Genomic DNA, 17,991 nt, shown 5'->3' on the forward strand with positions numbered 1-17,991 from the left:
TTAAATTTTAGGTCCAAATTTACTGTATTCTACGCCTTCTTTTACATCTTCATAGCGTTTGAAATTTTCATTAAACATTTTTGCTAATTTATTTCTTGTTGCAATAAAATCATTTTTATCTAACCAAGTATTCATAGGATTTAAAAGAGTAGTTTCCACACCTTCCAAAGCCTTAGGAATAGCCAAATTGAACACATCATAATTTTCAAATTCGCAATTTTTAATACTTCCATCCAATATTGCATCAATGCAAGCTCTAGTCGCTTTGATACTCATTCTTTTGCCGACACCATAAGCACCACCGCTCCAACCGGTATTTACAAGATAAACATCTACTTCATGCTTATCAATTTTTTCTCCAAGCAATCTTGCATAAACAGTTGGATGAAGTGGCATAAAAGGCTCTCCAAAACAAGCCGAAAAAGTTGCTTGAGGCTCTGTAATACCGCGTTCTGTTCCAGCCACTTTAGCCGTATAACCACTTAAAAAATAATACATTGCTTGTTCTTTACTTAACTTGCTTACAGGAGGCAAAACCCCAAAAGCATCAGCACTTAGAAAAATAATATTTTTTGGATGTCCTGCTTTTAAACTTGGTTCGTGATTTTCTATATGCTCAATAGGATACGAAACTCTCGTATTTTCGGTTTTTGAAGCATCGCTATAATCCACACTTTTATCATCTCTTAAAACTACATTCTCTAAAAGTGCATTCTGTTTTATCGCACCATAGATTTCAGGCTCGTTTTTTGGATCTAAATTAATGGTTTTTGCATAACATCCACCTTCAAAATTAAAAACACCTTCTTCATCCCAGCCATGCTCGTCATCACCTATAAGTTTTCTTTTAGGGTCAGTTGAAAGTGTAGTTTTACCCGTGCCACTTAAACCAAAGAAAAGTGCAACATCTCCTTTTTCTCCTACATTTGCACTACAATGCATAGAAAGTTTGTTTTCAAGTGGCAACCAATAATTCATCATAGAAAAAATTCCTTTTTTCATCTCGCCACCATACCAAGTTCCACCAATTACTGCTATATTTTTTTCTATATTAAAGATTACAAAAACTTCTGAGTTTAATCCATCATCTTTATAATCTTCATTTACACATTTACAAGCATTATATACTACAAAGTCAGGAGTAAAACTATCTAGTTCGCTATCTTTTGGACGAATAAACATATTTTTAACAAAATGTGCTTGCCAAGCAACTTGAGTTACAAAACGCACCGCTTTTCTGCTTTTTAAACTAGCACCACAATACGCATCTTGTATATAGATATCGCTATTACTAAGCTGTTTTTTGGCCTTTGCTAATAATTTTTCAAATAATTCCTCATTAATAGCTTGATTTACCTTTCCCCAAGCCATATATTTTTGCGATGGATCTTGTTTAACAAAATACTTATCTTTAGGACTTCTACCTGTAAAAATCCCCGTATCTACTGCAAAAGTTCCATTATCACTTAATGCGCCTTCTTTATTGTCAATTTCATGTTTTAAAAGCTCATCATAACTTAAGTTATGAAATATATTCTTGGGATTTTCTAAACCTAATTTATCAAAATCTTTCATATTCTCTTCCTTGTTAATTTATATTATTAATATAAAGCCAAAGCTTGCCCTTCACTGACACTATCGCCTGTTTTTACGCAAATTTCTTTAATAATACCATCTTTTGGCGCATTGACTTCTATTTCCATTTTCATAGCTTCAAGCACAAAAACAACTTGCCCTGCTTTTACACTATCATTTTCATTGACAAGAATTTTAAATACATTCCCAGACATACTTGCTTCAATACAATCTGCATTTTCTTGACTAGGAATTTTTTTCTCTTCTTGAGCAACTTCTCCTGAAGCTTTTTTTACATTTTTAATATTCACCGCCTTATCAAAACCGGCACTGACTTCAACATGGTATTTATTACCATTAACCGAAACGGTAAATTTATTCTCATCAGCATTAATTGCTTTTGGCATTTGACTGACTTTTCTTACATTTACTTTAGCCTCACCTTTTAAAAACGCTATGCCCTTTTCTTTACATGCAGCAGCAATGAAAATATTTTCTTCACTTGTTTCTATGCCTTCTTTTTCAAGCAAGGCTTTGGTATAGGCTATGCTTTTAGTTTCGTCTTTATCTGCAATATCAACAGCTAATTCATTTGTAGGTTCTAAGTTAAGCTGTTTTGCGGCGAGTTTAACAATTTCTTCATCAGGTTTAACCGGAGTTTTACCAAAATATCCAAGTACCATTTTGCCATATCCATCAGCTATTTTTTCCCATTTTCCAAACATCACATTATTAAAAGCTTGTTGAAAGTAAAACTGAGAAACTGGAGTTACAGAAGTTCCAAAACCACCTTTTTCTACAACTTCACGCATAGCCTTAATCACTTCTGGGAATTTATCTAGAATATTATTATCTCTCATCATTTGAGTATTAGCAGTTAAGGCTCCTCCTGGCATAGGAGAAAAAGGAATTAAAGGACTAACCATAGTTGCTTCAGGCGGTAAGAAATAATCACTTAAACATTCTTTTAAAACTTCTTCATATTTTAGAATTTTTTCTTCTTCAAGTCCGCCTAAATCGTAATCCTTTCCCTTAACAGCATGCATCATCGTTAAAATATCAGGCTGAGAAGTTCCGCCACTTACAGGACTTGCAGCCAAATCAATGCCATCAGCTCCAGCTTCTAAAGCAGCTAGATAGCAAGCTATACTAACCCCTGCGGTTTCGTGAGTATGAAGTCTTATGTGTGTATCTTGTGGTAAAATTTTTCTTGCCATTTTAATGGTTTCATAAATTTTGTTTGGATTTGAAGTTCCGCTAGCATCTTTAAAACATATACTATCAAAAGGTATATTGGCTTCTAAAATTTCTTTGAGAATTCTTTCATAGAAAGGGACATCATGCGCACCTTTACAATGTGGCGGTAAGTCCATCAAAGTAATAACCACTTCATGATTTAAACCATGTTTTTTAATACACTCGGCACTGAATTTTAAATTATTTACATCATTTAAAGCATCAAAATTTCTTATTGTAGTTGTACCATGTTTTGCAAATAATTTCGCATGCAAATCGATAAGCTCTTTGCTGCCAGTATCTAAAGTTACAGTATTTACGCCTCTTGCTAAAGTTTGTAAATTTGCTTCTTTTCCAACAATAGAACGGAATTTATCCATCATCAAAAAAGCATCTTCGTTTAAATAAAAATAAAGACTTTGAAATCTCGCACCACCACCAAATTCAAAATGTGTAATTCCAGCTTCTTTCGCCGCTTCAACTGCAGGAAAGAAATCCTCCATTAAAACCCTTGCACCATAAACAGACTGAAAACCATCTCTAAAAGTGGTGTCCATCACATCTATAAATTTTTTAGCCATAATGTTCCTTTTCTAAAGTTTGTATCCAAAAATCAATACCAAAAACAAAATTATACAAAAAAATAATAACACATCACAATAATAATAGCCACAGGAGAAATAAAGCGTATGAAAAAAATCCAAAGTGTAAACAATTTACGACTCATAAATTTAGAAAACACTTTATAAATTCTTGTCTGACTTACAAAAAATCCTACAAAAATTGAGCTTGCTATCGCTCCTAAAGGCAATAAAAAATTCGAACTAAGTTTATCTAAAATTGTAAAAAAATCAAAACCAAAAATACTAAAAAAAGAAGAAAAATTTGCATTTGAAGATAAAATACAAAGCATTCCTAGGCAAAAAACAAAAAATCCTATAAAAAACAAAGCTTTAAATCTTGAAAATTTATAATTATTAATCAAATAAAAAACCAAAGGTTCTATCATAGAAACAGCCGAAGTAATACCTGCGAAAAATAAAGCTAAGAAAAAATAAAAAGCCAAAAAATTTCCCCAAATTCCAAGCTCATTAAATAAGCTCATCAAAGAAATAAAAACAATGCCGGCTTGTTTCACATTTGGATCTAATTCACCAAATTCAAATATAAAAGTAAAAACAATAAGCCCCATCATTAAAGCAATAAAAATATTGACAAACACGATAAAAACTGAACTTTTAATAAAATTGGTTTTTTTATCTAAAGCTGCCGAATAAGTAACAATACAACCTATCCCCAAGCAAAGTGTAAAGCATGCAAGACCCAAAGCTTCTAAAATACAACTTAGATTAAAATTTGAAAAATCAGGATAAAAAAGATAAAAAAAAGCCTTTGATAATCCATTCTCAAAACTCATACAATAAAGCAACATAAAAACAAGCATTAAAAATAAACTGGGCATAATGATAATATTTAGCTTTTCTATACCTTTAATTAGCCCTCTTGAAACCACAGCAAGTGTCAAAATAAAAGAAATACTAAAAAATACAACTGAGCTACTTAAATCGTATTTTATAAGATGGTCAAAATTACTAGCAGCCTCTTGTATATTATGTGGCAAATAAAATAAGCTTGTGCTCATGTATTTTAGCACCCAGCCCATAATGACTAAATAAAACGAAAGAACAAAAATTCCACCCAACATAAAAATACCTGCAAAACGCCATTGTTTTGAATATTTAAGTGCTAAAGTAGAATAAGCATTTGCCAAGTCGCTTTTACTGAGTCTTCCCATAGCAATTTCGGCTAAAAATATACTAAAACCTATACTTAAAGTAAAAAGCAAATATAAAAGCACAAATACAAAACCACCATTTTCAGCACTCAAAGTTGGAAATTTCCAAGCATTACCAAGTCCTACGGCACCACCTGCAACTGCTAAAACAAAACCTATTTTTGAAAATTTTTCCCTCACTTACTGCCTTAAAAAAATATTTTTTGTATCATAATGATAACAACTGCTAAAGGTGCAATAAATCTTAAAAAGAAATACCAAAGCTCAAAAAAGAATACATTCATATAAGGAGCAAAAAGAATTCTTAAACCTTCTTTTTTTATCACAAAACCTACAAAAAAAGCCGTCACAAGAGCAGAAATTGGCATCCATAAATTCTGTATAAATTTATCCAAAATATAAAAAAATTCCACCCCAAAAAATGTCAATAATTCTTTAGTATCCGCATAAAAAGAAAAAATAGATAAAGAACCGATAAAATACACCACAATGCCTATTAAAATCAAAGCTTTTTTGCGTGACATTTCAAAACGATTGATTAAATAAAATGTAAAAGGCTCAATCATAGAAATTGCTGAAGTAATGCCAGCAAAAAATAAAGCGATAAAAAAGGCAATGGCTAGGATATTGCCTAAAAAATCAAGTTTTGCAAAAAGTGTTGCTAGAGAAATAAATATAAGCCCTGGACCTTGCTGAGAAGGATCGGCACCAAATTCGAAAATAAAAGTAAAAACAATAAGCCCCATCATTAAACCCACAACAGTATTAATGATAATAATATTAAATGCACTGGCTATAAAATTTGTGCGATCTGGTAGGCTAGCTGCATAGGTTAAAATAACACAAACCCCTAAAGACATACTAAAAAATGCAAGCCCTAAAGCATCAAGGATAGAATTAACACTAAGCTTTGAAAAATCAGGAGCAAATAAAAAGTCACTTGCCTTAGAAAAACCATCCATGCTAAAAGAATAACCGAGCATTAAAATGAGCAAAATAAACAAACTTGGCATCATCCAAACATTTAATTTTTCAATACCACTTTTTACTCCTTTTGATACCACATAAAAAACTACAGCAAATACAAAGGTAAAACATATGAATTGAGATAAAATATCATTGCTTAAAAGATTGTTAAAAACATTTGCAGCCAAATCAGCATCTTGCGGTAAAGCAAAAAAGCTTAAATGAACATATTTAACTATCCAGCCTATCACAACGCTATAAAAAGAAACTAAAATAATAGCCCCTATCATAAAAAATCCCGCATAAGACCAAGCTTTTTTATTTTTTGGCGCAAGGGTATAATAAGCATTTACTGGATCTTTTTCGCTGAGTTTCCCGATGCTAAGTTCAGCCAAAAATATAACCAAAGCTACGCCTAAGGTTAAAAGCAAATACACTACAACGAAAGCCGAGCCACCATTTTGTCCCACCAGCGTAGGAAATTTCCAAGCATTACCAAGCCCTACTGCACTACCTGCAACAGCTAAGACAAAACCTATTTTTGAAAATTTTTCTTTCATAATTTAGCCTTAAAAAAAGATTTTTTGTATCATAATGATAATTACTGCTAAAGGCGCAATAAATCTTAAAAAGAAATACCAAATTTCAAACCAAATTCCTTTAAGATAAGGATTAAACAAAGTTTGCAAAGCTTGCTTTTTAAGCACAAAACCAACAAAAATAGCCCCAAAAAGTCCGCCTAAAGGCATCATGAAATTTGAAGCAATATAATCTAAAATATCAAAAAATCCCGCTCCAAAAAATGTCAACAATTCTTTACTTCCTTCAATACCTGATAAAATACATAAAGAACCCAAAATATAAACCACAATGCCTATTAAAATCAAAGCTTTTTTTCTAGAAATTTGATAAGAATTGATTAAATAAAATGCAAAAGGCTCTATCATAGAGATTGCTGAAGTAATGCCAGCAAAAAATAAAGCGATAAAAAAGGCAATGGCTAAGATATTACCTAAAGGTAAAAAACCAATAGGCTCAATATGAGAAAATAAACTCATCAAAGAAACAAAGATAAGTCCTGGCCCTTGCTGTGCTGGATTACCTCCAAATTCAAATATAAAAGTAAAAACAATAAGCCCCATCATAATGCCTATAATAATATTAATAATAATAATATTAATACTGCTTGCAATAAAATTTGTCCGATCTGGCAAACTAGCAGAATAAGTTATAATAGAACCAACACCTATAGACAAACTAAAACACGCAAGCCCTAGCGCACTTAAAATAGAGCTTGTATTAAGCTTTGAAAAATCAGGAGCAAATAAAAAGTCACTTGCCTTAGAAAAACCATCCATGCTAAAAGAATAACCAAGCATTAAAATGAGTAAAATAAACAAACTTGGCATCATCCAGACATTTAATTTTTCAATACCACTTTTTACTCCTTTTGATACTACGAAAAAAACCACAGCAAAGACAAAAGTAAAACATATAAATTGAGATAAAACATCTTGAGTTAAAAGCCCATCAAATAAAGCTCCAGCTCCAGCAATATCGCTAGGTAAGGTAAAAAAGCTTAAATAAACATATTTAACTATCCAACCAATAATTACACTATAAAATGAAACAATTAAAATTGCGCCTATCATTGAAAAACCAACCAAAGACCAAGCTTTTTTATTTTTTGGCGCAAGGGTATAATAAGCATTTACTGGATCTTTTTCGCTGAGTTTTCCAATGCTAAGTTCAGCCAAAAATATAACAAAACCAACGCCTAAAGTTAAAAGCAAATACAAAAGAACAAAAGCTGAACCGCCGTTTTGTCCCACTAGTGTAGGAAATTTCCAAGCATTACCAAGCCCTACTGCACTACCTGCAACAGCTAAGACAAAACCTATTTTTGAGAATTTTGAAGTCAATTTAAAACCTTTAATTTTAATCAAAATATAAATTTAAGCTAAAAAAACTTGAAAAGCCCATTAAAAGTTTTTAAATAATCAAGCAAAATTTACCACTTGAAACATTTTATTTGTTTCAAAAAAAATAAAGCTAAGAAATATTATAATAACAACTTTGATTTTTAGTAAGGATTCTTAAGTAGGGATACGCAAGCCGAACTGAATTTTACTCAAGAACCAAAAAATAAATATTTTTAAGGAATTTTACAATGAAAAAAATTGTATTTCTAACATTAGCTTTAGCAGCTATGGCATTTGGTGCTGATAATGTACAGCCAACTGAATTAGAGTCTATGAATGTATGGATCAAAGCGTTTTCAGTTTTAGCAGCTGGATTAGGGCTTGGTGTTGCAGCACTTGGTGGCGCTATAGGTATGGGACACACTGCAGCGGCTACTATCGCAGGAACTGCAAGAAATCCGGGTTTAGGTGGTAAATTAATGACTACTATGTTTATTGCACTTGCGATGATTGAAGCACAAGTAATTTACGCACTTGTAATTGCTCTTATAGCGCTTTATGCAAATCCTTTTATAAAATTTGCTTAATATTTCTTAGCCCTTTTTTTGGGCTACTTTTTAATGCGGTTATGGTGGAATTGGTAGACACGCCATCTTGAGGGGGTGGTGCGCTCAGCGTGTGCGAGTTCAAATCTCGCTAACCGCACCATTTATTTTATTTTTAATTCTTTTAAATTTATTTTAACTCTTTTTACTTACCTATAAAATAAGGCTTTGTTAGATACTATGTTATTTTAGATTATTTTTAATTTATTTTAATTGACTATACTTACAAATATTTTTTATTGACTTTTTTATTGACTTCAATAAATTTTACTATTGACCTTATTGACCTAAAGGAATAAAAATGCTAAATGATACTAAAATAAAGGCTTTGAAAGCCAAAGATAAAAAATATTATATTGCCGATTTTGATAATTTACTTCTTTGTGTTTATCCAAGTGGTAAAAAAACTTTTATGTTTAATTATAAATGCCCTAAAACTTTAAAATACAAAAGACTAACTCTAGGGGAATACCCTACTCTAAGTCTTGCCAACGCTAGAAAGCAAAGAGATGATTTAAAAGTAAATTTAGTAGAAAATGATAGCATACATCAAAAAAGCGATATTACATTTAAAGACTTAGCTTTAGAAAAAATGGAGTTTAAAAAACTAGAATTAAGTGAAAAAACTTATAAAAGCTATATGAGTTATTTGCAAAGATTTGCTTTTGGGATTTATGGAGATATTGTATTAGATAAATTACAAATAAAAGATATTTTAAAAAGCTTTGAAAAATTTAGAAAAGAGAAGATAAAAGAAGGTGCAGATAAATTTTTTACTCTTTTAAATGAGATTTTTCGCCATGCAGTTATGAAAGAATATATAAAAACAAACCCCATGTTAAATTTAAATAGAAAAGATTTGCTTATCAATAAAGCAAGTAAAAATCATGCTACTATTTTAGAAACGAAAGAAATTAAAATATTAATAGATAATATAGTTAATTATAATGGCTATATTAGTGTAAAAGTAGCGTCTTTGATGTCTTTGTTAACTGCACAAAGAAGTTTTAGTATAAGAAGTGCAAAATGGAGTGATATTGACTTAGAAAAAGGGCTTTGGTATATACCAGAAGAAGATATGAAAATGAAAAAAGCTCACACCATACCTTTAAATTCCCAATGTGTCTATATGCTCGAAAGATATAAACAAATGAGCATCAATACTGGATATTTGTTTTATAGCTTAAGAAGTAAAAGTGAGATTATAAGCGATAATACCATTCGTTCAATGTTTAGAAGAATGGGCTACTCAAATGATGATTTTACTCCACATGGTTTTCGCGCAATGTTTAGCACCCTAGCCCATGAAAATAGAGAAAAGCATAAAATGAGTAGCGATATTATAGAATTGTGTTTAGCTCATGTAGAAAAGAATAAAATAAAATCAGCTTATAATCACGCTTTAAATTTAAAAGAGAAAGCTATTCTTATGCAGTGGTGGGGTGATTATCTAAATGAGATTGCAAATTTAAATCAGCAAGTGAAAAATATTTTTTTATAAACTCTTCAATATCTTTTTTTGGATATAAGCCCGTGCAATTTCTATGCTGTTTAAATTCTCTGAATTTACCTTGTTTGGCATATTTATGGACTGTTGGCTGACTAACTTGTAATATATTTGCTAGTTCTTTTCTCGTATAAAAATCCCCTATTTGTAATTTTATCATCTTAAACCTCCAAATTTAATGTCAATAATTTTAAATAAAATATCTTTATAAGCATTCCAAGTTTGCGAGTAGTTGTTTCTTTCATCTTTGATTAAATCATCACTTGCCTTTTTCCACCAATCTAAGCTTTCGTTTTTACAACCAATGGCGATAATGTCTTTAGTAAAAGCGATTTTAAAGCTATCAACTTGCAAAGAGCAAATTTGCTTCATATCGCCTAAAACATTGCAAATTATCACCTCATTTAAATCGCATTCTTCAAAAGAGCAATACCTAAAATCACAATCATTAAAATCAGCCTTTTTAAAGCTACACTGATAAAAAGTGTTGTGAAATTCTAAAGGGTCAATCATCTCAAGCTTAATATTATCAAAAATAGTTTTAGTGCAAAGATTGTTTTTGAAAATATCAAATTTTAAGATACAATTACTAAAATCAGCTTCGTATAAATTACAATTTATAAAATCGCAACACTCAAAGCTTGAGTTTGAAAAATCAGCCCCTTTTAAATCTAAATTTTCAAAAATAATTGCGTTAAATCTTTGCTTGCGAAAATCTGCATTTTGCAAACTTATCCTTTTTTCTGCACATTCTATTAAAAGCTTTTCTAAAGACTGAATATTTTCATTTTCATAAATCACTTTGCCTGATATGTCTTGTATTTTCATTTTGTTTTCCTTTTTTTAAACTTTCTCTTTAATATATCTTTTAATATTCTTTTCTAATGCATTAAAGTTCCTTTGGCTTGGGTTTAATGCGAAAGTTACTATATTTACAAGTAAAATATAAAGCTTAAAATCTTTCCTAGAAACAAGACTTAAATACTTCATCACTTCTATTTGCTCGAAAATTGAAAATTCTTTATCTTGCACCCAAGTTTTGCAGTGCGTGATATACCAACTCGCCTTAGACAAGTCTTGTATCTCGTTGCCTTTAAATTTGCTCCTAAGTGTGTATTTAATAGCGTTTCCTATATGAAAAGCCATATTTTTAATCGGCATTAACTCAATCACACAAACGATTAAATCAATGCTCTCAAATCCAAAATTTTTGTAATGTTTAGGGTTATTAACTAAATCATCTTGCATTATGCAAACTCCTATTTTTCTTTATTAAATCTTTTAAAACAATATTTAAAAACTCATTGCAATTTTTAATATCCTTCACAAGAGCTAAAATATTGCTTTTAGTATCCATTTCATAGTGATAACTTAGTAAGTAGTCAAATATTTCATTTTCTTTCAATCTATCTTCTAAAGAATATAAATCTTTAAATCTTAGATTTGAAATAATTTCATTTGATTTTTCTATGACTTGTTTATCTGCTTTCATTTTTAATCTCATCTTGCGAATTTTTTCTATTATTTTTTATCATTTCATACAAATCACCTTCAACATTAATAATAACAATGTTTGATTTTCTTTTTTCTAAAAAGTCTAACGCTTCAAATAATATGAAATAAGCCAAAAATACAATGAGCAAAGAAAACCAAAAAAATTGATTTGCTTTATCACTATAAATTGCAAACAATATTAAAAATAAAAAAATTATTTATAAGAAAAATCTCATTTTTCAACCCTACAACTTTCATAATCTGCTTTATGCCATTTTTTAATAGCAATTTCTTCGTATCTACCTTTATAACCATCTTCGCATTTTATATACCAAAAATTATTATTTTCTTTTAATAAAGCACAATTAGTAGTATTATTTAACACTTCAAATTTTTTAACTGCTTCTTTTATAGCTTCATCTATGCTATAAGCTCCTTCATCTTTAACAAACTTTCCTATACTCTCATCATATTTGCCTGTGCGTGATGAAATCTCTTTGATGGTTTCTTCCATACATTTGTAAAAGTCAAATTTTAATTCTTCACATTTTTTATATAATAATGCTATTAAAGTATCTAATGCTATTCTAACAAAATCTGTATTAAATTTTACTCTACCAATAATAATAGAATTTATTTTTAAAATTATTTCAGAATCATCAAATTCGACTTTATTTGATCTAACAAAGCATTCATAATTAGAATACTTAATATTATTTACATTAAAACAAAATACTGCTATATCACACAAAGCATCAATTCTTTCTAAATCGTCTTTAGCTCTGAAATACTCGCTTATTTCTTCAAAAACATTACCTAGAAAACCTTTTCGTTGGTTTTTATAAGTTAAATGTCTCTCTTCTCTCCATACTTTTAATTGTTCTTTAATTTCATTAAATTGTTTTTTTGTCATTCTTAATCCTTTTTTAGATTGTTATTTTCTTTTTCTACTAATTGTTTTTCTAAATAAATAATATAATCCTCTTTAGATTTAACAAATCTAGTATATTCCATTAGATATTTTATTTGTTTATTATCTATAAATGGACTTAATGAGTCTATTAGTGGATAATAATCTTCTTTATCTAACCATCTTAAATCTTTAAAAGAATTACTAAGTCTTTTTAATAAATATTCTTTTCTTTTTTCTAGTATTTTAAAAAACCCATCACTTTCAAAGAAAGGGTAGTTTGTTATTAGGCCATCTATGAATTTAAAGATATCTTCTTTAGTTGTATTATCATTTAATTGATAACTAAAGTAAGCATTCTCTTCGAAGTCTCCACCTATGAATTTACTTTCATCTACATTAATAACAAAAGTTGTATCATCTTTATTATGGTCTAAAATATAACATTCTATTTTATATGTTCCTTTCTTAGTAGGACTAATATAGCTTTCTACTATGAAGTCATAATGATTAGTAGATTTAAACTTAGGTTTACTCATAACTAATAAATGATTACAACTTTTCTCAATATTACTTACTAAATATTCAGTAATTTCTTTTAAATCTAATTCCATTTTAATTTCCTTAAATCAAAGTCTTTTAATTTCATTTTAAATCCTTTAAAAATTCTTTCACTTCTTCAAATGCTTTTTGAAGTGGGTATGAGCCACTAAAATAAAAATTGTTTTTATTGCTATTTTCAAATTCTCTAAGCAAAGCTTTAAGCTCTTTTTTGCTCACAAAATAGCAAAGTCCTCTTTCGTATTTATACTTTTTTAAAACAAAGCCATTTTTCTTTGCAAAATTAATCAAAGCAGCCCTTCTTTCGCTAAAAGGGACGATTGCACTAAGTCTTGTTTTAGAAAGGCAACTCTTCATCATCTTCGCTCACTTCGATATATTTACTTTCCTTTTTTTCTATAGAATAAGGGTCATAACTTTGTTTTTCTTTTGGGGTGATTTTTTGCGTTTGATTGTTCGCTAAAGCTTTATGTTTTGGCTTAAAATAATGTATGCTTGAGGCTTCTTTATTTTCTTTGAATTCTTCTAGACTTTGCATTTTGATATTAAAAATCCTATCTAAAAAGATTTTATTTTGAATTTCGCCGTTTTTGTTTGTATATTCCTCAGTGCTAAAACCTAAAATCAAAGGCTTATTAACAAGCTCATTAAGATAAGTTACTTCTAGCTTATCATTAAAAACATTCTCGCTTCCTTTATCACTATAATTAAACTCTTCAACGCCTAAAAGTATCATCATAGCGTTTAATTGTCTAAAGCCTAAATAGTTTTCATTTTCGCCGTTTTTGTTAATATAACTGCTATTATTATTCTTTGCGACAAAAAGATTAAAAGTGGCTAATTTGTTTTCTTTTCTTGTTAAAAACTCAAAACAAATAAAGGTATTCATTCCACCATCATTTGCCATTTTTTCATATAAAAAGGCTTTGCGGAAAACTCCGCTATAAAGCCCACCTTCGTTTAAATACTCTACACTTGGGGCATAATTAGCCACATCATAACTTGCTTTAAATGCTGGTAACATTATTTATCTCCTTAATATTTTTTTCCATTTTTCTTCGTATTCATCGCGGTTTTGCCAATAGTCTAATTTAGAATTAAATTTATCTTTTATATCTTTGTAAATAAAAAAATCATTTGCTTTTTCTAATTTGTAATTTTTCACTGAAACACTTTCAGCAAATAACATATATTCCCATTTTCTAAAGCAAACAATATCATAATCCTTAGCTAAGATTTTTCTAAGTTCTATAAGCTCATCTACGCTAAGCTTTCTTTTAAAACTTAACTGCTTTTTCTTTTCTAAGTCGTATTTAAGGGCTTTGATTTTATTCTCATATTTTTCCTTTTGCTGTGCCAATTGAGATTTGTAACCGATTTTTTGGTGATGGTTTAAAGAATTTAGTCTTTGATTTTCACTGGATAAGGCTTTAAATCTCGCTTTTTCTTTTTCTTGTTCTAGACTTCTAAGCTTTTCTTTCATTTGATAAAAAGCAAAAACTAAAACTTTTTTAGCGTTTCTTACACTTTCGCTATTTTTCATATAAGTTAAAAGTAGCGTTGCTTGTTGTTCGTTTAAGAAATAAATCTTTTTGTTAGTCTTTGCTATTTTTTGAAGTTCAAAGCCTAGTTCCCCAAAACATTCTAAATCTTGCTTGTAATTTCTTATAAGTCTTTGTATGGAATTTATATCTACTTTAGATATTGTAGAAATTTTATTTTGGTCTGTAACTAAACCGCCATTTAAAGAATAAACTAAATCATTCATAATATAATCCTTTTTCAATGTTTAATTATTGAAATAATATTATATTAAGAATGATTTGTCAATACTATTTAATTATTTTTCATAAAAATAATAATGATATAGCATTGAAATTAGATTAACGCTCGGATTTTAAATCCGTTCGTTTTTAATATCATCAATAAAAAGATACATTATATACTGGTTTAAAGACACTCCAGCTTTTTCAGCTTTTTTTTCTAGTTTGTCTTTTAGCTCATTTGGAATTTTAATCTGTAAATTATAACTTCCTTTACTTTCTTTCTCTTCTGCCATATTACTCCTTTCTTTAAATTTTTGAATTTTATCAAAAAGTGCTTTAAATTTTAAGCACTTTTATTCTCTAAAAAACCCTTTAAGGCATTTTCTAAAAGCTCATCATCATTTAAAAAATCTTTGATTCTGTTCTCATCTAGCTTTGTAAAAGATGCAAACTCTCTCATTTCATCTTTTTTAAGCCCTAAATTTTCAAGCTTAATCATCAAGCTTTCTTTATCTTGCTTTAATTCATTAGCTTTGTTTTGAATTTGGTTTTTTTTGCTTTCAAGTGCGTTAAGATTTTTATTTGAAAAATCATAATTTTCATTATCAAGGCTGATTAAATTATCCAAAACATCACTTTTGATAAAATAATTAATATGCTTTATCGCTCTTCTTATTGCCGATTTTCTAGCCATTTCTTCGGGGAATTCTTTATAAACTCCACCTTTTGAAAAGGTTTTTCCTTTAATAATTTCAAGCTGTTCTTTGTTTAAAATTTCAGCTTTTCTATAAAGCAAATTCCCATTTTTAATAATAGAAATTAAAGCATAAGCCCCATTAATAGAATTATCAAGCGGATTTTTGCTTATGCTTAAGCTATCGATTTCATTTTCGGTTAAAAGCGTTATTTTTGCATTTTGTGGTAAAGTATCACTTTTAACTATAACTTCATAGCCACGCTTTAAAGCTTCATTGATAGCTACTTTTACAAGCCCCATATAACTTGGCACTATGTTTATATCATTCCCCATAGGATAGATATAAAAATCATTATTAAGTGTGCTAAGTCCTGCATTTACTAGATTTTTAATCTTTAAAAAAGATACGGTTTGATTATCTCTTAAAACTTGCATAACCTTATTATCAGGCGTGTTAAATTTCTCATTTATTAATCTTAACTCATTCTCAAGCTTTTCATCTAGCAAAAAATTAACATTGCTTTCATTTTTACTTAGTTCTGTATTTGTTTCTAAACTCACAATTTCTTTACTCATTTTATGCTCCTTTAACGCACCAGCTTACGCTTTGTTTTTTGTATTCTTGTGGAATTTCTAGCTTTTTAAATTCTAAAAAGCCTTTATAATCAATGCTAGTTCTAGTTTGTGGATAAACTTTGACACCTAAGCAAGATATTTTTTCACCATTTGCTAAGTCTATAAATTCTTTTTTGGTAAGTTCAAGCTTTTCTTTAATAGGCTTAATCGTTTCTTCTAAGCGGATAATTTCTAATGCCAAATTTCTAGCTTTTTCAATCTCTAGCTCTTTATAATCATCTTTTTTAGCCTTTTTTCTTTCACTTTCGGCTATCTTTTCAATATTTGGTGCTAATTCTTTTAATTTTGGCACTTGATGTTTTGCAAAGCTTTCATCTAATAACACTTTGCAGTCTACATACTCTCCACTTTCATTCATCGCGCCAAAAATAGCGTATTTTGCACCGCTTACAAAGAGTTGAAACTGGACTTGAAAATAATATTTTTCACTTGGTTTTTGAAATTCTAAGATCTGATTATATTCGCTATTAGAATACTTAAACTCATAAATCACACCGCTTTCATCTATGCCATCAAGTGAAGCCATAAATAAAGGCTCATCAATGCTTTGTATAACCATAGGCTTAATATCTGTAAAATACTTAAATTCAGCTATTGCTCTTATTGAGTTTTCTAATTCTAAGCCATTTTTCATTTTTTCTTTTGTAAAGTCATTTGCTTCCAAAAAAGGATTGTAAGCACCTTTAGCTTTTAGTAAAAAAGGCACTATACTTGCTGAAATTTTATCCTTTCTAAACTCTAACCACTCATCACTACCTTGTTCTAAATTTATGATTTTGTAATTCATTTTAAACCGCCTTTTTAAAATCTTTTGGTTTTTTCTTTAAGTAATACCAAGTATTCCTACTTTCTTTATTTCTAACTGTTTCGATGATAAAACCTGCTTTTCTAAAATCGCATATATAAGCACCTAGCCTTGTTGTTATCCTTGCGTCGATACAATAAAAATTATCCACGCAACCCTTACTTAAAAGTATGTTTAAAACTCTTCTTTTTTGACTTTGTGAAGTAACCATTTTTAACCTTTCTAGTTTAAATTTAAAGCCGCTAAAACAATGTAAGGGGCTAAAAAAATGATAAATAGCATTAAAGCTAAAAGCCATTTTGAGATGAGCTTAAGTATTCTTTTTCTCATAATCAAGCCTTTCAATCTCTAAAAGTTCGCAACGCATTTTGTATTTGTTGAGTTCTTGTTTTACTTTTTTGTAGTCGCTGATGAATTTTTTATAATCTTGCTTTGATAAGCTAATATTTACTTCATCATTTAAAATCAAACCTTTCATTGATACTCCTTTTAAAATTTCTTAAAAGAGGCAATAGGAGTTTTTTAAACAAAAGGAATGTTAATCAAGGATAAGACTAAGTTTAGTGCATGGCGTTTGCTATTGCCTCATTTAAGAAATTTGTGTTTTCTGTCGTTTTTAAAGTGCAAGAAAACTTTTAAAAATAGCACTATAAACAATAATTCTAAGCCAAGTTTGTGGATAACTCGCTAACCCTTCCGCTATAATTATTGCTATTGTTTTATCCGAAATAAATTCGTATAAAACCGCTTTACTAAAGCCCCCGTCCCACTTTGTGGGTAAAGCAAAAGCAAAGAAAAGAACATTAGCAATAAAGCTTAATTTCCAAGCGGTCAAAAGCTTAAGAAAGTCCTTTTTAAAGGACTTGTTAAACCTTTAAACCCTTTCGTATTTAAAATTGAGTTTTTCATAAGGGTTGTTTTGCTCTAAAAAATCATAAATCATATTTGCTATAAGGGCTGATTTTTCAAGCGTTTCGCCGTTGATGATATCTTCGTTATCTCTGCCTTCATCTGTGTCACCTCTTACCATATCAGCCAAAGCGTGAGCGTAATACTCTAAACCATCGTAAATATTTATAAAACCCATTTTGTCACATACTCCATTTAAAGGCGTGTGTGCGTTTGATGATAGGTTTTGAGTGATTTTATTCATTTTTAATTCCTTTTGTTTTGTTTTATTTATTTTTGTTGATGTAAGTATACAAATTGTAAGCTTAAAATAATATTAAAAAAGAATACAAAATGTATTTTTATTTTGTGGTATAATTTTTGAAACGAAAATTAAGGAGCTTATTTAATGAAAAAAGTATTTTTATGCTGTCTATTTATTTTCAATACAGTAGCTTTTGCATACACAAGCGAGATTGTAGATGGATATGTAAAAGAAAATGGAGAAGTGGTGCAACCTTATATTAGATATAGAAATGATAATAATGGTTTTTACAACCCAAAGCCAGTAGAACCGCCAAAATATAATTATAATTATGGAACTTATGGTTACTAATGTAAGGTTTTA

The 17,991-nt window shown here is 29.4% G+C and carries 24 protein-coding genes and 1 tRNA gene; 4 read left to right on the forward strand and 21 right to left on the reverse strand.

What is annotated here, in order from left to right:
- Genes pckA through AAH949_RS04835 form a run of 5 tightly spaced genes read right to left on the reverse strand, consistent with a single transcriptional unit; the run spans window position 1 to window position 7,494 of the window.
- Complete coding sequence (gene pckA, locus AAH949_RS04815) at window positions 1-1,575, reverse strand: phosphoenolpyruvate carboxykinase (ATP) (RefSeq protein WP_134238687.1); 1,575 nt, start codon at window positions 1,573-1,575, stop codon at window positions 1-3.
- A gap of 26 nt (window positions 1,576-1,601) precedes the next feature.
- Window positions 1,602-3,392, reverse strand: coding sequence for a biotin/lipoyl-containing protein (locus AAH949_RS04820; RefSeq protein WP_348518065.1), 1,791 nt, complete (start codon window positions 3,390-3,392; stop codon window positions 1,602-1,604).
- Between the two features lie 50 nt (window positions 3,393-3,442).
- Window positions 3,443-4,786 carry a sodium-dependent transporter gene (locus AAH949_RS04825; RefSeq protein ID WP_348518066.1) on the reverse strand — a complete coding sequence of 448 codons (1,344 nt, stop codon included), beginning with the start codon at window positions 4,784-4,786 and terminating at the stop codon, window positions 3,443-3,445.
- Window positions 4,787-4,794: 8 nt separating this feature from the next.
- The gene (locus AAH949_RS04830; RefSeq protein WP_134238690.1) at window positions 4,795-6,132 is read right to left on the reverse strand and encodes a sodium-dependent transporter; all 1,338 of its coding nucleotides are present in this window, start codon (window positions 6,130-6,132) and stop codon (window positions 4,795-4,797) included.
- A 9-nt stretch (window positions 6,133-6,141) separates the two neighbouring features.
- Window positions 6,142-7,494 (reverse strand): sodium-dependent transporter, encoded by a 1,353-nt coding sequence (locus AAH949_RS04835; protein WP_134238691.1) that lies wholly within the window; start codon window positions 7,492-7,494, stop codon window positions 6,142-6,144.
- Between the two features lie 248 nt (window positions 7,495-7,742).
- On the opposite strand from AAH949_RS04835, the gene AAH949_RS04840 reads away from it, so the two are divergent.
- The 3 genes from AAH949_RS04840 to AAH949_RS04850 all read left to right on the forward strand — a co-directional run bounded on the left by AAH949_RS04840 (window position 7,743) and on the right by AAH949_RS04850 (window position 9,600).
- Window positions 7,743-8,081: a F0F1 ATP synthase subunit C gene (locus AAH949_RS04840; protein WP_134238692.1), complete on the forward strand. Its 339-nt coding sequence runs from the start codon at window positions 7,743-7,745 to the stop codon at window positions 8,079-8,081.
- A gap of 35 nt (window positions 8,082-8,116) precedes the next feature.
- A tRNA-Leu gene (locus AAH949_RS04845) sits at window positions 8,117-8,202 on the forward strand.
- A gap of 198 nt (window positions 8,203-8,400) precedes the next feature.
- Window positions 8,401-9,600 (forward strand): tyrosine-type recombinase/integrase, encoded by a 1,200-nt coding sequence (locus tag AAH949_RS04850; RefSeq protein WP_348518067.1) that lies wholly within the window; start codon window positions 8,401-8,403, stop codon window positions 9,598-9,600.
- Here the strand turns inward: AAH949_RS04850 and AAH949_RS04855 are convergent.
- The 16 genes from AAH949_RS04855 to AAH949_RS04930 form a co-directional block, all read right to left on the reverse strand.
- On the reverse strand, window positions 9,527-9,766 hold the full coding sequence (locus AAH949_RS04855; protein WP_348518068.1) for a helix-turn-helix domain-containing protein: 240 nt from the start codon (window positions 9,764-9,766) through the stop codon (window positions 9,527-9,529). The two genes, AAH949_RS04850 and AAH949_RS04855, sit on opposite strands and share 74 nt — an antisense overlap.
- A complete protein-coding gene (locus AAH949_RS04860) occupies window positions 9,763-10,434 on the reverse strand; it encodes a pentapeptide repeat-containing protein (protein WP_348518069.1) in 672 nt (223 codons plus the stop codon). Before AAH949_RS04860 ends, AAH949_RS04855 begins: the two co-directional genes overlap by 4 nt.
- A gap of 15 nt (window positions 10,435-10,449) precedes the next feature.
- Complete coding sequence (locus AAH949_RS04865; RefSeq protein WP_348518070.1) at window positions 10,450-10,854, reverse strand: DUF3310 domain-containing protein; 405 nt, start codon at window positions 10,852-10,854, stop codon at window positions 10,450-10,452.
- Window positions 10,844-11,098, reverse strand: a complete 255-nt coding sequence (locus AAH949_RS04870) for a hypothetical protein (protein WP_348518071.1) — start codon at window positions 11,096-11,098, stop codon at window positions 10,844-10,846. Before AAH949_RS04870 ends, AAH949_RS04865 begins: the two co-directional genes overlap by 11 nt.
- Entirely contained in the window at window positions 11,085-11,297 is a 213-nt protein-coding gene (locus AAH949_RS04875; protein WP_348518072.1) for a hypothetical protein, read from the reverse strand. Before AAH949_RS04875 ends, AAH949_RS04870 begins: the two co-directional genes overlap by 14 nt.
- Before the next feature lie 35 nt (window positions 11,298-11,332).
- A complete protein-coding gene (locus AAH949_RS04880) occupies window positions 11,333-12,013 on the reverse strand; it encodes a hypothetical protein (protein ID WP_348518073.1) in 681 nt (226 codons plus the stop codon).
- A 2-nt stretch (window positions 12,014-12,015) separates the two neighbouring features.
- Window positions 12,016-12,624 carry a hypothetical protein gene (locus tag AAH949_RS04885; RefSeq protein ID WP_348518074.1) on the reverse strand — a complete coding sequence of 203 codons (609 nt, stop codon included), beginning with the start codon at window positions 12,622-12,624 and terminating at the stop codon, window positions 12,016-12,018.
- A gap of 31 nt (window positions 12,625-12,655) precedes the next feature.
- Window positions 12,656-12,931 carry a hypothetical protein gene (locus AAH949_RS04890; protein ID WP_348518075.1) on the reverse strand — a complete coding sequence of 92 codons (276 nt, stop codon included), beginning with the start codon at window positions 12,929-12,931 and terminating at the stop codon, window positions 12,656-12,658.
- Window positions 12,909-13,595 (reverse strand): hypothetical protein, encoded by a 687-nt coding sequence (locus AAH949_RS04895; protein ID WP_348518076.1) that lies wholly within the window; start codon window positions 13,593-13,595, stop codon window positions 12,909-12,911. The genes AAH949_RS04890 and AAH949_RS04895 overlap by 23 nt, the downstream gene beginning before the upstream one ends.
- 3 nt (window positions 13,596-13,598) lie before the next feature.
- Window positions 13,599-14,339 (reverse strand): Rha family transcriptional regulator, encoded by a 741-nt coding sequence (locus tag AAH949_RS04900; RefSeq protein WP_348518077.1) that lies wholly within the window; start codon window positions 14,337-14,339, stop codon window positions 13,599-13,601.
- 129 nt (window positions 14,340-14,468) lie between these two features.
- A complete protein-coding gene (locus AAH949_RS04905) occupies window positions 14,469-14,630 on the reverse strand; it encodes a YlcI/YnfO family protein (RefSeq protein WP_002810092.1) in 162 nt (53 codons plus the stop codon).
- Window positions 14,631-14,680: 50 nt separating this feature from the next.
- The gene (locus tag AAH949_RS04910; protein WP_348518078.1) at window positions 14,681-15,610 is read right to left on the reverse strand and encodes a recombinase RecT; all 930 of its coding nucleotides are present in this window, start codon (window positions 15,608-15,610) and stop codon (window positions 14,681-14,683) included.
- Window position 15,611: 1 nt separating this feature from the next.
- Complete coding sequence (locus tag AAH949_RS04915; protein ID WP_348518079.1) at window positions 15,612-16,457, reverse strand: YqaJ viral recombinase family protein; 846 nt, start codon at window positions 16,455-16,457, stop codon at window positions 15,612-15,614.
- A 1-nt stretch (window position 16,458) separates the two neighbouring features.
- A complete protein-coding gene (locus AAH949_RS04920) occupies window positions 16,459-16,686 on the reverse strand; it encodes a helix-turn-helix domain-containing protein (RefSeq protein WP_348518080.1) in 228 nt (75 codons plus the stop codon).
- A 99-nt stretch (window positions 16,687-16,785) separates the two neighbouring features.
- On the reverse strand, window positions 16,786-16,953 hold the full coding sequence (locus tag AAH949_RS04925; protein ID WP_348518081.1) for a hypothetical protein: 168 nt from the start codon (window positions 16,951-16,953) through the stop codon (window positions 16,786-16,788).
- A gap of 396 nt (window positions 16,954-17,349) precedes the next feature.
- Window positions 17,350-17,628 (reverse strand): hypothetical protein, encoded by a 279-nt coding sequence (locus AAH949_RS04930; RefSeq protein ID WP_348518082.1) that lies wholly within the window; start codon window positions 17,626-17,628, stop codon window positions 17,350-17,352.
- Between the two features lie 144 nt (window positions 17,629-17,772).
- On the opposite strand from AAH949_RS04930, the gene AAH949_RS04935 reads away from it, so the two are divergent.
- On the forward strand, window positions 17,773-17,979 hold the full coding sequence (locus tag AAH949_RS04935; RefSeq protein WP_348518083.1) for a hypothetical protein: 207 nt from the start codon (window positions 17,773-17,775) through the stop codon (window positions 17,977-17,979).
- The last annotated feature ends 12 nt before the right edge of the window (window positions 17,980-17,991 follow it).

Source organism: Campylobacter sp. CCS1377, assembly GCF_040008265.1.
GTDB lineage: Bacteria > Campylobacterota > Campylobacteria > Campylobacterales > Campylobacteraceae > Campylobacter_D.

Coding starts and splice junctions, on each gene's coding strand:
- AAH949_RS04865 (WP_348518070.1), bottom strand. CDS start 10,854: ATGCAAGATGATTTAGTTAATAACCCTAAACATTACAAAAATTTTGGA.
- AAH949_RS04915 (WP_348518079.1), bottom strand. CDS start 16,457: ATGAATTACAAAATCATAAATTTAGAACAAGGTAGTGATGAGTGGTTA.
- AAH949_RS04910 (WP_348518078.1), bottom strand. CDS start 15,610: ATGAGTAAAGAAATTGTGAGTTTAGAAACAAATACAGAACTAAGTAAA.
- AAH949_RS04935 (WP_348518083.1), top strand. CDS start 17,773: ATGAAAAAAGTATTTTTATGCTGTCTATTTATTTTCAATACAGTAGCT.
- AAH949_RS04925 (WP_348518081.1), bottom strand. CDS start 16,953: ATGAAAGGTTTGATTTTAAATGATGAAGTAAATATTAGCTTATCAAAG.
- AAH949_RS04900 (WP_348518077.1), bottom strand. CDS start 14,339: ATGAATGATTTAGTTTATTCTTTAAATGGCGGTTTAGTTACAGACCAA.
- AAH949_RS04905 (WP_002810092.1), bottom strand. CDS start 14,630: ATGGCAGAAGAGAAAGAAAGTAAAGGAAGTTATAATTTACAGATTAAA.
- AAH949_RS04870 (WP_348518071.1), bottom strand. CDS start 11,098: ATGAAAGCAGATAAACAAGTCATAGAAAAATCAAATGAAATTATTTCA.
- AAH949_RS04820 (WP_348518065.1), bottom strand. CDS start 3,392: ATGGCTAAAAAATTTATAGATGTGATGGACACCACTTTTAGAGATGGT.
- AAH949_RS04850 (WP_348518067.1), top strand. CDS start 8,401: ATGCTAAATGATACTAAAATAAAGGCTTTGAAAGCCAAAGATAAAAAA.
- AAH949_RS04895 (WP_348518076.1), bottom strand. CDS start 13,595: ATGTTACCAGCATTTAAAGCAAGTTATGATGTGGCTAATTATGCCCCA.
- AAH949_RS04855 (WP_348518068.1), bottom strand. CDS start 9,766: ATGATAAAATTACAAATAGGGGATTTTTATACGAGAAAAGAACTAGCA.
- AAH949_RS04930 (WP_348518082.1), bottom strand. CDS start 17,628: ATGAATAAAATCACTCAAAACCTATCATCAAACGCACACACGCCTTTA.
- AAH949_RS04880 (WP_348518073.1), bottom strand. CDS start 12,013: ATGACAAAAAAACAATTTAATGAAATTAAAGAACAATTAAAAGTATGG.
- AAH949_RS04920 (WP_348518080.1), bottom strand. CDS start 16,686: ATGGTTACTTCACAAAGTCAAAAAAGAAGAGTTTTAAACATACTTTTA.
- AAH949_RS04830 (WP_134238690.1), bottom strand. CDS start 6,132: ATGAAAGAAAAATTTTCAAAAATAGGTTTTGTCTTAGCTGTTGCAGGT.
- AAH949_RS04890 (WP_348518075.1), bottom strand. CDS start 12,931: ATGATGAAGAGTTGCCTTTCTAAAACAAGACTTAGTGCAATCGTCCCT.
- AAH949_RS04860 (WP_348518069.1), bottom strand. CDS start 10,434: ATGAAAATACAAGACATATCAGGCAAAGTGATTTATGAAAATGAAAAT.
- AAH949_RS04885 (WP_348518074.1), bottom strand. CDS start 12,624: ATGGAATTAGATTTAAAAGAAATTACTGAATATTTAGTAAGTAATATT.
- pckA (WP_134238687.1), bottom strand. CDS start 1,575: ATGAAAGATTTTGATAAATTAGGTTTAGAAAATCCCAAGAATATATTT.
- AAH949_RS04840 (WP_134238692.1), top strand. CDS start 7,743: ATGAAAAAAATTGTATTTCTAACATTAGCTTTAGCAGCTATGGCATTT.